Source organism: Segatella sp. (genome assembly GCF_977051555.1).
On record NZ_CDRSSE010000006.1, the window covers coordinates 45,630 to 61,866 of the forward strand.

Consider the following 16,237-nt stretch of genomic DNA (forward strand, 5'->3'; position numbering starts at 1 on the left):
AGCAGATGTGAAGAAAAACTGGTCATTATGCCGTACTTCATTACTATCAGGGCATTGAACTCCATCGTAAGCGAGAAAAATGAAGTGCACTGCATTTTCTTTTGATAATTCGCAAGATTTGCAGTGCGCTGCATTTTTTGTTGGTTTATATTGCCTGTCAAACACTTTTAGGTAGTTCAACAAAGAATATTTATACTTCTTCCATTCGTTTCATTTCCCATCCAGCAAACTGGATGATGATTTTATGCAATGTCGTGCCTTGGCGCAAGACTTCTATTCTTGGTGCTGCGGCATAACGATTGATCTGTTCTACTGCTTCCTGCCATTGTGCCTCGGCTTTTGCCTCAAAATCCTTGGCTGGCAACATCTTCAGTTCGATGATGTAGCTATGTTTGGTAGGATAGTGGGTCAGGTCGGGCAAGAGGAAGAAATCACAATAGCCGTGATTTAACTCAAGCTCGGGAGCCGTAATGTAATAGCTGCTCAGGTAGAGATATGCCATAAAGAAACCTTGCAGGTTGCGCTCGGCTTCGATGCCATCTCTTACTGATGCCACTTCGGCGTAAGCCTTCGACATAAAGCCCAAGACATCTTCCCATTTTCCATAAAACGCCATGCAGGTGAGCATATAACCAAACTCATTCAGGTTGATATGGTTGATTTCCTGATATTGCTCCTGCAGATAGCCATAATATTGGCGGCGAACATTGTTGTTCGGGATTCCCAGGAGCAACTGGTCGCCGAAAGTATCCTTGATGGTAAGCATGCCGTAATAGAAAAGCAGGCTTGGGAAGTATTCCGGCTTCACGATTTCGCTGGCAGGGAAGGTTTCGTATAGATTCGATACGATGCTGCCTTCCTCCGTAATCCTGCGGATGATGCCCTTGCGGTTGCCGTCTAGCTTGTCGAGCTGGAGCAGTCGCTTCATCTTGTTGTAGTCGGTCTTCGTGTTTGGGTCTATCATCTGCTTAGGGGCTTTACCATCGTCCATGTAATTACGGAGATAATATAACACCATATCGCAATTGAAAACCCTGACCTTGCTGCTTAAGCATGCCTCTGAGAAGCAATAATTGTCATACCACGGCTTAATCTCTTCTATCATTGCCTCGATATCGCTATCTGCCGGTATCTGTCCCGCATCGCGATAACGGGTAAACATGGCTCGTACATCTTCTGTGCTGAAGCCCAGCATCTTGTCAAACTCGGGCTTGGTTGAAATATGCCAGCCAATGTTGAAACCGCTGGTAACATCGTCTAGTGTTACAGGGCTTACACCCATCATGAATATCTTGGCGAATGAACCCTTAAACTTCTTGAAGTAGTCGCGGTAGAAACCGCTGGCATGCGTCATCGCATGATACACTTTTTCACCCTGTTCATTGAGCACGGTGTTGGTGAAGTTGTCGTATTCATCGATGATGAGATAAAGCTGATAATTGTGTTCTTTTGCGAATCTTTGGATAGTAGCAAGCTTATTGGATGCTACATCCTCTGCAAGAACGGCCTTTCTGACATCTTCATCATAAAAATGTGCATATCTGTTGATGAAAGCGTCAAAGCAGATATTGCAATATGAGTTGAAGTGCTCTTCCAGGTTGTCAATGTTTCCTCCTACCTGTGAGAAATCGAGTGTCAGTACCTGATACTTACCCTGTAGAGGGGTAGGCTGACTGCCTATCCAGAGACCTCCGAAGATTTCCTGGAATTGATCTTTCATCTTACAGTCATAGTAAGCTTCGAGCATACTGAGGAACAGACTCTTGCCGAAACGGCGAGGGCGAATGAATATCAGGTTGTCGGGTTGGCCCTCCAACAACGGAATATACATAGTCTTATCTACGTAATACTGATTTTCTCTGATAACTCTTAAGAAATCAGAGACTCCATAAGGTACTCTTTTTGCTTCTATCATCTTGTAACCCTTTCTATTCTTAAGATAAACTCTATTCTCTTGGCACAACTTTCCCTTTCACCACTTCGTATCGCTTGTCAAACTCCTCCTTGGTTCGCTTCCATCTGTTATGCGTCCATAAATAATAAGGTGGATTCTGGCGGATGGTGGCTTCCAGCATCTGGAAGAAGCGACGGGTTATCTCGTGCTCCGGCAGGGAGTTCGGATTGCGGGTGATGAGTTTGTAGGTTGCTGTATAGTAGCCGCGCTTAGGGCGGGACATCTCTACATAGAACACGGCATCGTTCATCTTTCTCATGATTCTCTCGCCGCCAGTAAATACCGGAGTTTCGGGATGGTTAAGGAAAGGAAGCCACAGGTGGATGTTTTCCCACTTGGGCCCCTGGTCGCTGATGTAGCCGAAGATGCTGCGGATGTTCTTGCGTTTGTAGTCTACGAGATATCGGAGGATGTCCTTCTTAGGGACAGGCACTCCGTTTTCTTCGTGAGAGCGGATGCGCTTGAAGAGTTCATCAAAAGCTTTATTGTACAGTGGATGATAGATGAGGCCCATGATGCGGCTTTTGGGCAGTTCGATGCCTACACATGAGAGCCACTCCCAGTTGCAGTAATGACCGAGGATGGCTGCCACATCCTGACCTTTCTGGAAACATTGTTCCACTTCTTCGCTGTTATATACCTTGAATCGGCGGCGAAGTTCCTTATCGCTGATGCTCAGAAGTTTAACCGCCTCGAAGAAGTAATCGCTGAACCAGCGGTAGAATTTCTTCTCGATGTCGATGATCTCTTCTTCTGATTTCTCAGGGAAGGAGGTGGTGAGATTCTTACGCACAATGCCTCTGCGGTACTTGATGACGTAATACATCATGAAGTACTCGAAGTCGGCGATGCAATAGAGCAGCCTGAAAGGCAGCAGCGATATTGCATAAAACAGCGCATAAACAATCTTTGTCATAACTCCTATGATTTACACCTTATTATATATAAGCAAGAATGCTACTTAACATTTAACATTCAACACTTAACAGTATATTACACCTGCTGCATATCATGCAACTTCTTGTAATATCCTTCTTTTTTTATCAGCTCCTCATGAGTACCGCGCTCCACAATCCTTCCCTCATGCAATACGCAGATTTCGTCTGCATGTTTGATGGTACTCAGTCGGTGGGCCACAGCTACGGTGGTACGGGTCTTCATCAATCTCTCCAGGGCATCCTGAACCAGGCGCTCGCTCTCGGTATCGAGGGCTGATGTTGCCTCATCGAGGATAAGGATAGGAGGATTCTTGAGGATGGCACGGGCGATGCTGACACGCTGGCGCTGACCGCCAGAGAGTCTGCCGCCTCGGTCTCCGATATTTGTATCGAAACCATGCTCCGACTTGGTTATGAACTCGTAAGCATTGGCTATCTTAGCTGCATTGGCTATTTCCTCATCCGTAGCATCGGTCTTGCCGAATCGGATGTTGTCCTTGAAACTTGCATTGAAGAGGATAGCCTCCTGGTTTACATTTCCTATCAGCATGCGAAGGTCATGTACGGCAAGGTCTTTCACATTAATGCCATCAATCAGCACCTCGCCTTCCTGTACATCATAGTAACGAGGAATCAAATCTACCATCGTACTCTTACCGCTACCGCTCTGACCAACAAGTGCAACAGTCTTACCTTTTGGTATTACGAGATTGATATCCTTTAATACATAAACCAGTTCGGCGCTCTTTCGGTCTGTATAGGCGAAGGAAACGTGGCGGAACTCTATCTGATGTTCGAAGCTGCTGATATGTTCAGGGTTCTCCTTGTCCTTGATTTCCACCTCAGCCTGCAGAATCTTGTCGATACGCTCCATACTTGCCAATCCCTTTGGGATATTGTAGCTCGCCTTGGAGAATTCCTTCAGCGGGTTGATGATGCTGTAGAGCATCACGAGATAGAAGATGATGGTAGGACCGTCGATTCTGCCGTAATCCAGAACCAGGATACCGCCAAACCACAATACCACTACGATGAGGATAGTTCCCAGAAACTCACTCATCGGGTGAGCCATCTGCTGGCGGATATTTACACGCATGATGTTGTCGCGGTAGCTGCTGTTAACCTGATTGAAACGCTTGTTCATCTTTTCTTCTGCACAGAACGCCTTGATGATGCGCAAGCCACCTAGGGTTTCTTCTACCATACTCATCGTATCGCTCCAAAGTGCCTGTGCCTCGATACTGTGTGCCTTCAGTTTCTTGCCCACTACTCCCATGAACCAGCCGAAAGGTGGTACAAAGAGGATGGTGAAGAGGGTAAGCTGCCAACTGATGCAGATCAGCGTAACGAAATAGAAGAGAATGAGAATAGGGTTCTTGAAGAGCATATCGAGCGACGACATGATGCTGTTCTCCACTTCCTGCACATCACCGCTCATGCGGGCAATGATATCTCCCTTGCGCTCCTCGCTGAAGAAACCGAGCGAGAGACTGTTTATCTTCTGGTAAATCTGGTTGCGGATGTCTCTTACGATACCTGTACGGATAGGTATGATGGTGGCTGACGAGAGGAAATAGGTTCCCGTCTTGAGGAATGTCATGAAGGCTAGGAATATGCCGATGACCAAAAGGGCTGTTGATGCACTATGGACAACAATAAACTCCTGAATATAATAATACAGGTTATTGGTTGCAACCTCCTTGATGCTACCCCAATCTCCATTCCAGTGCATATACTCGTTGACACGGATACCACCATCTACTTTGAACAGGATTTGCAGGATTGGTATCAAGGCTGCAAACGAAAAGATGTTCAATACCGCAGACAGGATATTGAACAGGATTGACAGTCCCAGATACTTCTTGTATGGAGGGACGAATCGGCGTAAAATTTGCAAGAATTCCTTCATAGGTGCAAATATAATGCTTTTTAAGAAAACCGCCAAAATTTTGGCGGTTTTTCTTGTTTATATTCTGTTTTTTCTTTCAGAAGAGTCTTTTTATTCAGAAAAAGCTGTTCTGAAGAGTTTGGGGTTACTCCTTTACTTCTTCTCCGAAGAGAGTAGCAGAGGTAGAACCGGTGATTCGAACCTTCACGAACTCTCCGATATGGTGGTTACCCTTATCAATGACAACCGCCTTGTTCTGTTCTGTTCGACCCATCATCTGCTCGCGGCTACGCTTGCTGAAGTTCTCGATGAGGATGGTGAACTCCTTGCCCTCATCCTTCTTGTTCTGCTCGGCACTCACCTCGGTCTGCAACTTGATAAGTTCGTTGAGGCGGGCTATCTTGGTTTCCTCAGAAACGTTGTCTGGCAGATGCTTGGCGGCATAGGTGCCCGGGCGCTCTGAATACTTGAACATGAAGGCGCTGTCGAATCCTACTTCCTTCACCAGCGAGAGGGTTTCCTGATGGTCTTCCTCGGTCTCGTCGTGATAACCCACGAAGATGTCGGTGGTGATGCCGCAGCCCGGGATGATGCGCTTGATGTCGGCGATGCGCTGCAGATACTCCTCACGGGTGTATTTGCGGTTCATCAGCTTCAGTATCTTGTTGCTTCCGCTCTGTGCTGGGAAGTGGATGTGCTTGCAGAGGTTTGGCTCTTCGGCGATGGCGTGGAGGATGTCCTCGGTCATATCCTCTGGGTTAGAGGTGGTAAAGCGTACACGCATATCCGGTACAGCCTGGGCTACCATGTGGAGGAGTTCGGCGAAGGAAAGACTGCCTTCTTCGCGCTTGCCCGATGGAGAGAGACCGTAACTGTTTACGTTCTGTCCAAGCAGGGTAACTTCCTTGAAACCACGCTGTTGCAAATCGCGAACCTCACGCAGGATGCTTTCTGCATCACGGCTGCGTTCACGTCCACGGGTATAAGGTACGATGCAGTAGTGGCAAAAGTTGTTGCAACCACGCATGATGCTTACAAAGCCGCTTACTCTGTTACCACCGATGCGCTGAGGCACGATGTCGCGGTAAGTCTCGGTCTTGGAAAGTTCGATGTTGATGGCGTTGGTGCCCATCTCGCACTGCGCAATCATATCCGGCAGGTTGAGATAGCTGTCTGGTCCACAGACCAGGTTGGCATAGTGGTTTTGGATGAGGTCATCCTTCACGCGCTCAGCCATGCAGCCCAAAACGCCGAGAATCACCTTTCTTCCCTTCTTCTGTTCAGCATGGAGGGTGTCGAGGCGATGATAAATCTTGTTCTCCGCATTCTCGCGGATGCTGCAGGTGTTCAGGAAGATGGCATCAGCCTCTTCTTCTTTCTCACAAATTTCGTAGCCAGCCATCTGCATCACAGAGGCAACTACCTCACTGTCTGCCACGTTCATCTGGCAGCCATAAGTCTCAATAAATAGTTTCTTCATTGTTCTAGATGAATTCTATTCGTTTATAATGTTATTGTAATTAAAATATGTATTTATCTGAATCTCAGTCGCGAAGAAGGAGCATGATGCTCTATCATTCCCTTCGATACTGCCATCAGTGCAAAATAGATGACGATGGCAGAGATGAGGCCGGCGATGGCATCGATGAGATAATGCGCCTGAATATATACGGTAGCCAGACACAGGAAGATGTAGAATGGCAGCATCACGTATAGCATTCTTCTGTTGCCGGCGTGCCAGACCAGAAGCATGCAGATGGTACTGACGCCCACATGCGAACTTGGGAATGCGGCAGTAGGACGCTCACCGGCGTTCTTGGCATCCTCTACAAGCTGGTAGAAGATTCCGTCGGTGTAGCCCGGTGTCGGCAGGCAGTTGGTGTGGGAATTGAAGTAATCGCCCAAAGCTGGGAAGATGCCTTTGGTTATTTCTGATATTCCTACTGCTTCAAAGTAGAAGGTCGGCCCCACTACCGGTACATAGATGTAGAAGAGATAGTAGATAAAGAAACTGGCGAGCATGACAAATGCAGCTCTTTCTGCCTCATAATATCTGCAGAAGAAATAATAGAATGTAACCAATGCAATCATCGGATAATACATAAAGTAGCCCATCGACATCAGTTCGCTTACTGCAGCCCAAGGCATGGCTTTGGCAAAGAGCAGGGCGGGTTGACATCCGAAAAGAGCCTGCTCCCAACCTGCAAAGATATGGTCGAGGTTAGGGAACATACGGTTGATTTCGTAGGTGTCTGGATACCACCAGGCGAGCAAACCCATTTGTGCGATGATGCGTGCCATCTTGGTGATGCGGCAAGGTATCATGCGGTATACTGCCCAAAGAGCTATGGTCATGACGAGCACTCTCAGTCGTCCCCAGAGCATAGCTTCCGGGTTTACGAGTTTGGTATAGGTAAAGAGCATGGTGATAATGGTGATTGCCATATATCCCAGCATGACCCATTCCAGTGTCATCAGTCCCTTCTTCGGGTTCTTGTCTATCTTGAAATAATCTTTTATCACGCTTCTTATTAGTTTATAATTTACAGCCATCCGTTATCCTTGTACCACTTGATGGCGAGCTTCACACCTCTTTCCAGTGGATAATGAGGATGATAGCCCAGTTCATCCATGGCTGGCTCAATATCACATCGCCAGTTGCGCTGTTTCAGAATGTTATACTTATCATTGTTCAGGGCCGACATCTTGCCCGTCATCCTTCCGAGATACTCTCCGAAGAAGGTTACGATGCGCAACACCCAGACAGGCGCCTTGATGCGTAGCATCCAAGGGTTGCCTAACTCCTTTTTTATCAGGTCGCTGAAGGCAGCTGACTGATATACTTCTCCATCGCTGAGGAAGTATTTCCTGCCGTTCATTCCATGATCCAGAGCCAGGAATACAGCCTGTACCACGTCCTGTACATATACAAAAGTGATGTCCTGGCGCTTGAATCCTACAGCAAAGTCAACATGTTGCTTGATGCTCTGTGCCATGAGAAAATAATCTTTCTCCCTAGGACCGTAAACTCCTGTAGGTCGGAGGATGATATAAGGGAAGTTATTGCCGATGCTGTCCAGATAGCGTTCTGCCTCCAGCTTACTCTTTCCGTATGCAGTATTTGGCCTAGGAGTATCATGTTCTGAGATTTCCTGGTAAGGCTGCTCTTCGCGGATGGCTCCAAAGATGCTGAGCGAACTGACAAAGACAAATCGCCTGATAGGCATCTGGAGGCGCAGAAGGCCGTTCACCAGATGCTTGGTTCCCTCTGTGTTTACCTTATAAAAGTCCTCTGCATGCAGGCACTTCGTTGCGCCGGCTGCATGCACTATATAGTCGAACTCGTGCGGGGCGAGCTCTTTCTCTAACTCTTCCTCTGAAGAAAGATTGAGATTGATAAAATGGATGCGCTCGTCTTGCAGATACTTTCTGGAACTGGTAGGGCGTACTGCCGCCCAGGTTTCCATGCCCTGTCTTAAGGCCTCTTCCACGATGTAGCTGCCGATAAAGCCCGACGCACCCGTTACTAGAATCTTCATTAATTATTTATAAAATTGCAATTTCGGCTGCAAAATTACAACAAAAAATCGAGTTATCCTCTATGTTATGCCAAAATTCTTTCTTTTTCTTTGTGAAATCACTTCTTTATGGCAACTTTGCTGTTGTGAATCAAGTATCTTGCTTAAAAACATATCTGTTTGTCCTATTTTTAATATAGGTAGAAAATAAAGATAGGGCATGAAGCTCACTAATGAACTTCATGCCCTATAAACTGTTAACTATAAACTCTCTCTAAGCTTCATGCTGTCTTACACCCATGCGGGCCTCTACTACGTTTACTACATAGTCGCCGAGTTTCTCGCATTCCTGGATGATATCCATATACATGGTACCGATGGCGTAGGTATAGAGATGGTTGTTTACATCGTTGATGTTCTGGCTCTTCAACTGATTGCGATAGTTGTTGATTTCGTTCTCGATGTTGAAAGAGAGGTTGGCATCGTTGTCTCCCTTATGACCTACGAGTGTGATGTTCATCTGGGTAAGGGCATTGTCGGTAAGTTCCATCATCTGGTGCATGTGCTCATACTGTGAAGTGATGAAGTCTTCCTTGCCCTTGAAACGGCGGTTCAGCGTGCGTGCGATGTTGAAGCAGCTGTCACCGATACTCTCGATTTCAGAAATCTCACGGAGCATGGCACGAATCTTTGCCTTGGTCTCGTCAGAAAGATGAGAATCGCTCACCTGGTCGAGATACTTGGCAATCTCTATCTCCATGTTGTCTGAGATGCCCTCGTATTTCTCGATGCGGCTATAGAGTTTTACAAACTTATCTTCATTGGTTTCGCCAAGAAGCGTCTTCACCATGCCGAACATGCGTTGGATGCGCTCGGCAAAGCAATGAATCTCTTTCTGTGCCTCCAAGACAGAGATTTCCGGTGTCTTCATGATACCGCTCTGGATAAAGCGCAGGCGGAAATCGTCTTCATCGGCATTCTTCTTAGGACGGATAATCTTGCATACCAGCTTCTCTATCTGTGGAATGAACCAAACCAGGATAAAGGTGTTGGATAGGTTAAAGGTGGTATGGAAGGCGGCAAGCACAAAGGATAGCTTGGCGGCATTGGCTACGAAATGAGGATCGGTCTTCTCCATCATGTCGTCATAACCTACCCAGCCGCAAACCAGATGGATGAACGGGCGGAACACGCAGAGTATCCAAAGCACACCGAAGATGTTGAACACCATGTGCGCCATCGCTGCTCTCCGGGCCTGGGTGTTGGCGGTGAGCGCTGCCACATTGGAGGTTACGGTTGTTCCGATATTCTCACCCATTACAAGCGCAATGCCCTGATAGATTGGCAATACACCGGTAGAACAGAGAATCATCGTAATCGCCATGACGGCTGCCGAACTCTGCACGCACATAGTGAGTATGCTACCGATAATCAGAAAGGTGATAGTAGTCTGGAAACTGTGAGGATCGAAACTTGCAAAGAATTCTAGAACCGGCTGATTATGAGCCAGATCCATGTCGATACCGGTTTGGCGTAAAGTTCCCAAACCGAGAAACATAAAGGATATACCGAAGATGAAGTCGCCGATAATCTTGCGCTTCTTGCTGTAAATCAGGATGATGGCGATGAAGAACGCCGGCCATACAAAATCTGTGATGTTAAACGAGAAACCGGCACTCATAATCCATGCGGTGAGTGTGGTTCCGATGTTGGCGCCCATGATAACGGAGATAGCCTGGGCTAGGGTAAGGAGACCGGCATTAACGAATGATACGGTCATCACCGTTGTGGCTGTAGAAGACTGCACCGCTGCGGTGATGAGCGTACCCGAGAGGATGCCCGTCAAACGGTTGGTGGTCATCGTTCCTAACACATGGCGGAGCTGTGGTCCTGCCATCTTCTGCAAACTGTCGCTCATGGTCTTCATACCGAACATCAGTAGGGCGAGTGCTCCAATAAGCTTAAAAAATATCCAAATCGACATATAATAACTTAATTAATGTTGTCAAATACATCAAGTTTCCGAATTTCTTCGTAACTTTACACTCTGTAGGCGTCTCTCTTCTAAAAAGAGTAAGCCGATGCTCAAAAAGCACCTCGGGGGCTTCGAGAGCGGGTAGATTAGTTTAATTTTGTAACATAGTTTTAATACAAATGAAACAAGCAATTCAAATCCGTTGCAAAAATAATAAAAAATCTCAGAAAGTAGAAATCGGAAGCACACTTTTTGATATTTTTTCTGCATTTGACCTCAAAATGACCCACGGACCGGTGTCTGCAAGGGTAAATAACAAGGTTGAAGGCATGCATTATCGTGTTTATAATTCTAAAGATGTAGAATTCCTTGATATGACTTCTTCATCCGGTTCGCGTGCATATACCCGTACCCTCTTCTTTGTTCTCTGCAAGGCGGTACAGGACATTTATCCTGCTACAGATGTGGTGATTGATATCCCCGTATCGAATGGTTTCTACGTAGATATCCGCCTGGGCAGACCTGTTGTAGATGAAGATGTGAACATCATCCGCCGTCGCATGCAGGAGATTATCGATGCCAGGATGCCGATACGCCGCTTCACCGTGCCTACCGAAGAGGCTGTTGCGCTGTTCCAGGAGAAAGGGGATGTTGAGAAGGTGAAACTGCTCAAGACATCGGGCTCTATCTATACTACCTATTATAAAATAGGTGATTATGTAGATTATTACTACGGCACGCTGCTCACCAATACCTCGCAGCTCTATCTCTTCGGACTGGAGAAATATTATGATGGCATGCTCTTGCGCATTCCTTCGCTCAAGAACCCGGATGTGCTGGGCGAAATGACCCGACAGGACAAGATGTTTGAGATATTTAAGGAGCATCATCGCTGGCAGAGTATCCTGGGCATCAGGACTGTAGGCGATTTTAACCAGGCGATAGATTCCAATCATTCTACCGACATCATCAATATCAGCGAGGCGCTGCAGGAGAAGAAAATTGCCAAGATTGCTGAGGAGATTGCCAGCCGCAAGGGCGTGAAACTGGTGCTGCTGGCAGGTCCTTCTTCTTCGGGCAAGACCACTTCGTGCAAGCGCCTGAGCATACAGCTTGCCGTAAACGGATTGAAACCGCTCCAGATTTCGCTCGATGATTATTTCGTAGATAGGGAGAAAACGCCGAAGGATGCTTCGGGCGAATATGATTATGAGAGCATCTATGCCCTGGATCTCGATTTGATCAACGAGCAGTTCAATGCCCTCTTCCGTGGTGAGGAGGTAGAATTGCCGAAGTATGATTTCCAGAGCGGAAAGAGTAAAAAGAGCGGCAACAAGCTGAAGATGAACGATAACAATGTGCTGGTGGTAGAGGGCATTCATGCATTGAACCCTGAACTGACGGCTCACATCCCGCAGGAGCAGATATTCAGAGTATATGCTTCGGCGCTGACCACGATTCTTCTGGATAATCACAATTATATCCCGACAACAGACAACCGTTTGCTTCGCCGCATCATCCGCGATTACAAGTATCGAGGTGTCTCTGCCCAGGAAACCATTCATCGCTGGCCTTCGGTAAGGGCGGGTGAGAACAAGTGGATATTCCCGTTCCAGGAGAATGCCGATGCGATGCTCAATACGGCGATGCTTTATGAGTTGGCTGTGATTAAGACGCAGGCAGAGCCGCTGCTGCAGCAGGTTCCGGAGAATTGCGAGGAATATGCTGAGGCTTACCGGTTGCTTAAGTTCCTGAAATATTTCAAGGGTATACCTTATAATAATCTGCCGCCTACTTCGCTTCTGCGAGAGTTCCTGGGGGGCAGCTCGTTCCATTATTAAAGGTTTTATCTTTCGGAGATAAGTTGGCTGTTTGAGTAGGACAGCCAACTGGCAGAAGCCGGACAGCCGACTAGCGTCTTATCCGCTAGTCGGCTGTTTGTCTTTAACAGTCCTCGGAAATGGGTTTATCTGATTTCCTTTTAGACGTCTGATTTTCTTTTTTATGCGATAGACGAAAAACTCTTCACTCTTCACCAAATGCTCCGAAACCCCTGTGTTTATCGGCATTCCGAGGGGTGAAGAGTGTTCGGGCACTCTTCACCCACTCTTCACCACTCTTCACCTTCTGTTGCAGCGGTCTTGTACCTCTTTTTAATTGAACATTCGTAAGTTTTGCCCCACACGTCCTGGGCTAGGAGCTTTTGGGCCTTCAGCCCGTACTTGAACCGCATGCGAAAGTTCAGTTTTTTTAATGTCTGTCGGTGAAGAGTGGTGAAGAGTGGGTGAAGAGATACAAATAACTCTTCACCCCTCGGAATGCCGATAAACACAGGGGTTTCGGGCCGAAAGGTGAAGAGTGAAGAGTATTTCAGAGTAGAGTTGCTATACTTTATTATAAAGCGTACGAATTTATAAAGCCTGCGGCTTAGAGCTTGCTGCCATAGCACAAGTCGCCGGCATCGCCGAATCCTGGCACGATATACTTATGCTCGTTCAAGCCCTCATCAATAGAGGCGCACCAGATGGTAGTCTTGTCCTCAGGGAAGGTCTTCTTGATGTGCTCAATACCCTCAGGTGCAGCGAGAACACAGGCAATGTGGATATGTTTAGGATTGCCCTTGGTGAGGAAAGCCTTCATACCCATCTCCATGCTGATACCTGTGGCAAGCATAGGGTCGGCAATGATGAGCACCTTATCAGTAAGATCAGGTGTGGCGAGGTATTCGATATGTACGCCCACCTCAGTATGCTCCTTGTTGGTATACTCGCGATAAGCACTCACAAAGGCATTGCCTGAGTGGTCGAAAATATTGAGGAAACCTTCGTGGAAAGGAAGTCCGGCACGGAAGATTGTACCGATGACAATCTTTTCGGTAGGAAGATTAACCTGGGCCACACCGAGTGGTGTAGTCACCTCAGTCTTTTCGTAATTAAGAGTCTTTGATATTTCAAAGGCTTCATACTCACCGATTCTCATGATGTTGTTGCGGAAGAGCAATCGGTTCTTTTGATAATCGCAGTCACGCATCTCTGCCAGATAGCGGTTGATGATGCAATTGTGCTCGCTCAGATTATTTATCTTCATATAGCTGTAGTTTTATATTTCTCGTTTTGTTTTCAGATAGCTGAGATGCAGCAAATCTCATGCAAAGATAATAGAAAATATGGAATCAGCAAAATGTTTGCGTATTTTTTATCTTGAATAGCCCCAAATATGCGATTGCCTACTCAAATTCTATCAGGAAGTCTGTTAGCGATTTCTCGCTAGGAATACCCAATTTTTTGCGCAGACGGTATCTTACGCTTTCTACACCTCGTATGCTGAGATGTGTAAAGTTGGCAATATCCTTAGTGTTAAGATTTAGTCGCAGCAGGGCGCAAATCTTCATATCGTTGGCGGTAAGCTCTGGATATTTCTCGTGCAGATTTCTGAAGAAACGCTTGTGGATGAGGTCGAAGTTGTTCTGAAAGGTACTCCAGAATAAATCTGTATCCTGACTCTTCATCTGCATCAGAATCTTGTTTACATCCCGTGAGCTTAAGGTTCCCCGGTGCATTCCGCTTAAGAGTTGCTCCTTTACATCGCCCATAGAGTTTTTCAACGCGAGCATATCGAATGCGATGCTTGCTGTTTCTTTGCCTTTTATTTCCAATTCGTTTTCTAGAAGAATCTTCTGTTGTTCGGCAATAATGCGTTCCTGTTCCAGAACCTTCATCTTCTGTACCATCAGTTTTGCTTCTGCCACCTTTTGGTTGCGGCGTACAATCTTGTTTGTATGCCAGCGAGTATAGCCATATACGCAGACATAGAGCAGGAAGGCATATCCAAACCATGCCCAAATAGAAAGGTAAAATGGGGCTGGGTATGAGAATTGATAGACGATAGAATCGCTCAGTACCTCTCCGCTCAGGCTCTTGACGGTTGCAGTAAAAGTATAGTTTCCGTAATCTAAGTTATTATAAGAGATGGTTGGTGAGCTACTTTTCTCTGTCAGCTTTTTGCCATTTTTTGCCAGCGTATAACAAAATACCAGTTTCTCGTTATCAAAGTTTGGATAAGATAGCTTGAAGAACATATTTCCCCTTGAGTCAACATCCTCTTTATTGCTATGTATCGGCAGGTATTCCTGATGGTTGTTCTTCCCCTTGGTAATCACCTCCTTGATGAAAATCTTATACAGATTTCTCTTTGAACGAATGTCTTTGCCATTATATCGGCCAATGCCATCGTTCAGGAAGAAATAGGTATTGGCTCCCTGCGTATACATCGCATGGCCGTAGTTGTTGATTTCTTTTCCAAAGATGGTGTTCGATATAAATGCCTTTGGGTGTCCATTTTGTTCGTTGGATTGGATCAACCAGAAACCGTCTTTATTAAGCACCCAATATTGGTTCTTGTCAATGAACGAAGAGGTGATGATGCCGGTATTGCTGAGCCATCCGCATCCCTTGTAAGCTACAATTTCCTTTTGGATATCATCGTAAGTATATAGCCCGTTATTATAAGAGAAGACTACTCTTCCATTGATGTTCATGACGTGAAACATCTGTTCTGGTCCATTGTTGAGCGAAGGATAGTATTGTACTTTGGTAAAGCGAGAAAGGTCTTTTGACAATGTGAGCCGATACAGACCTTTACTCATATGGGCTGCCCAGAGAACGCCCGTATTGTCTATTTCGAATTCTCGGATAGGAGCACTAAAGCCGTTGATATCCCGTCTGTTAACCCATCTGTTACCTTCTTTTCTAAAGAAATGAAAGATGGTGTAGGAAGACTCTATCAAGGCATGTTGCCCAAAGAGATGGTATTCTTTGAGGCAAGTACTTCCATTGATGGTATTGCTTAGATTGAAAGATTTGTCCCTAACAATGTTCTTGATACCATTATTGTTGCCAACAAACACTTGGGTGTTCATCGCCGCCAAGTACCAGTTCTGGCCTTCGCATCCTGATACGTTGATGGTCTGGTGCTTCGTCATATCATATTGCCATACCGACTGGTTTGTTGCAATATACATCTGGTTGTTGATGATACTCATGCCATACGTCATACCGAAGCCTTCCATATTCATTACCGACAATGGTAAACCGGTATGTATCAGAGAAATGCCATTGTCAAGCGTTACCCAGAGATTCTTGCTGTTATCTACATAGAGGTTGAGAACGGTATTGTTGTGCAATCCGTTGGCTTTGTTGTAGTGCCATATTACTTGGAAATTGTTGAGATTGATAGCATAAACACCATTTTTGATGGTTCCTACGATTAGTGTGGTTGGGTTAAGAAGAGCGGTTCTGTTGACTAAAGAACGCGACAATTCTGCGTCAAGACTGGTGTGGACAGGGGTCGCCTCTGATCCTTCCATGATAAAGAATCCTTGTTTGTGCGTAATCAGCAAGGTCTTGTTTCCGGAAAGGGCGTACATGCCCATAATGTTGTCGCCATTTACTTTAGTGGCAGAGAGAACTGGCAGAAATTTTCCATTCTTGACCAAGCTTATTCCGCCGTTTACAATTTGAGTATAGACATTGTTTCTGGCAGGGTAGAACCAAAGGGGTAATTCCTTATTATTGAAATAAGGCGTAACCTGTTTGCCGTCGTAATCGAAATAAGAACAGAAAGACTGGAAATAGATATGATCCTTCACTTTAATGATATTCCATATCTCATCGTTATGCGATTTATACTGTGATGGCCACAAAGAGTGATAAGTCATACGACCTCGGTTGTCGCGTGTGAAATATCCAAAGTCAGTATAAGTTCCTACGTAGATTCTGTCTCCATCAGCAAGAACAGAGCGGATGATTCCTTTGTTGGGAAGAGCAGCATGTGTCCACTCATAGCCGTCATAGATAAGCATGCCATCGTTGTTGCCGAAATACATTGTGCCTCTATCGTCTTGGGTACAACTCCAATTTTGAATACCGAATTGATAGGAGAACGAGTTATAATTGGTGATGATAG

Annotated in this window: 10 protein-coding genes; 1 reads left to right on the forward strand and 9 read right to left on the reverse strand. The window is 46.0% G+C overall.

The features are described 5' to 3' along the window. Positions 1-190: 190 nt before the first annotated feature. The 7 genes from ACWJAO_RS02450 to ACWJAO_RS02480 form a co-directional block, all read right to left on the reverse strand. Complete coding sequence (locus ACWJAO_RS02450) at positions 191-1,915, reverse strand: ATP-binding protein (RefSeq protein ID WP_449139153.1); 1,725 nt, start codon at positions 1,913-1,915, stop codon at positions 191-193. 31 nt (positions 1,916-1,946) lie between these two features. After that, complete coding sequence (locus tag ACWJAO_RS02455; RefSeq protein WP_449139154.1) at positions 1,947-2,870, reverse strand: lysophospholipid acyltransferase family protein; 924 nt, start codon at positions 2,868-2,870, stop codon at positions 1,947-1,949. A gap of 77 nt (positions 2,871-2,947) precedes the next feature. Continuing rightward, positions 2,948-4,801, reverse strand: a complete 1,854-nt coding sequence (locus tag ACWJAO_RS02460; protein WP_287819550.1) for an ABC transporter ATP-binding protein — start codon at positions 4,799-4,801, stop codon at positions 2,948-2,950. A gap of 124 nt (positions 4,802-4,925) precedes the next feature. Beyond that, the gene (gene miaB / locus ACWJAO_RS02465; RefSeq protein WP_022110614.1) at positions 4,926-6,260 is read right to left on the reverse strand and encodes a tRNA (N6-isopentenyl adenosine(37)-C2)-methylthiotransferase MiaB; all 1,335 of its coding nucleotides are present in this window, start codon (positions 6,258-6,260) and stop codon (positions 4,926-4,928) included. 53 nt (positions 6,261-6,313) lie between these two features. Continuing rightward, complete coding sequence (locus ACWJAO_RS02470; RefSeq protein WP_449139155.1) at positions 6,314-7,333, reverse strand: phosphatase PAP2 family protein; 1,020 nt, start codon at positions 7,331-7,333, stop codon at positions 6,314-6,316. Continuing rightward, on the reverse strand, positions 7,324-8,319 hold the full coding sequence (locus tag ACWJAO_RS02475) for an NAD-dependent epimerase/dehydratase family protein (RefSeq protein WP_449139156.1): 996 nt from the start codon (positions 8,317-8,319) through the stop codon (positions 7,324-7,326). Before ACWJAO_RS02475 ends, ACWJAO_RS02470 begins: the two co-directional genes overlap by 10 nt. Before the next feature lie 253 nt (positions 8,320-8,572). Then, positions 8,573-10,282 carry a Na/Pi cotransporter family protein gene (locus tag ACWJAO_RS02480; protein ID WP_449139157.1) on the reverse strand — a complete coding sequence of 570 codons (1,710 nt, stop codon included), beginning with the start codon at positions 10,280-10,282 and terminating at the stop codon, positions 8,573-8,575. Between the two features lie 170 nt (positions 10,283-10,452). Here ACWJAO_RS02480 and ACWJAO_RS02485 point away from each other — a divergent pair, with 170 nt between their 5' ends. Then, positions 10,453-12,114, forward strand: a complete 1,662-nt coding sequence (locus ACWJAO_RS02485) for a nucleoside kinase (protein ID WP_287859498.1) — start codon at positions 10,453-10,455, stop codon at positions 12,112-12,114. A 586-nt stretch (positions 12,115-12,700) separates the two neighbouring features. On the opposite strand, the gene upp is transcribed toward ACWJAO_RS02485, so the two are convergent. Next, complete coding sequence (gene upp / locus ACWJAO_RS02490) at positions 12,701-13,360, reverse strand: uracil phosphoribosyltransferase (RefSeq protein WP_022121512.1); 660 nt, start codon at positions 13,358-13,360, stop codon at positions 12,701-12,703. Between the two features lie 139 nt (positions 13,361-13,499). Continuing rightward, positions 13,500-16,157 (reverse strand): helix-turn-helix and ligand-binding sensor domain-containing protein, encoded by a 2,658-nt coding sequence (locus ACWJAO_RS02495; RefSeq protein ID WP_449139158.1) that lies wholly within the window; start codon positions 16,155-16,157, stop codon positions 13,500-13,502. Positions 16,158-16,237: the final 80 nt, after the last annotated feature.

Coding starts and splice junctions, on each gene's coding strand:
- ACWJAO_RS02485 (WP_287859498.1), top strand. CDS start 10,453: ATGAAACAAGCAATTCAAATCCGTTGCAAAAATAATAAAAAATCTCAG.
- ACWJAO_RS02455 (WP_449139154.1), bottom strand. CDS start 2,870: ATGACAAAGATTGTTTATGCGCTGTTTTATGCAATATCGCTGCTGCCT.
- ACWJAO_RS02495 (WP_449139158.1), bottom strand. CDS start 16,157: ATGTATTTCGGCAACAACGATGGCATGCTTATCTATGACGGCTATGAG.
- ACWJAO_RS02475 (WP_449139156.1), bottom strand. CDS start 8,319: ATGAAGATTCTAGTAACGGGTGCGTCGGGCTTTATCGGCAGCTACATC.
- ACWJAO_RS02450 (WP_449139153.1), bottom strand. CDS start 1,915: ATGATAGAAGCAAAAAGAGTACCTTATGGAGTCTCTGATTTCTTAAGA.
- miaB (WP_022110614.1), bottom strand. CDS start 6,260: ATGAAGAAACTATTTATTGAGACTTATGGCTGCCAGATGAACGTGGCA.
- upp (WP_022121512.1), bottom strand. CDS start 13,360: ATGAAGATAAATAATCTGAGCGAGCACAATTGCATCATCAACCGCTAT.
- ACWJAO_RS02480 (WP_449139157.1), bottom strand. CDS start 10,282: ATGTCGATTTGGATATTTTTTAAGCTTATTGGAGCACTCGCCCTACTG.
- ACWJAO_RS02470 (WP_449139155.1), bottom strand. CDS start 7,333: ATGGCTGTAAATTATAAACTAATAAGAAGCGTGATAAAAGATTATTTC.
- ACWJAO_RS02460 (WP_287819550.1), bottom strand. CDS start 4,801: ATGAAGGAATTCTTGCAAATTTTACGCCGATTCGTCCCTCCATACAAG.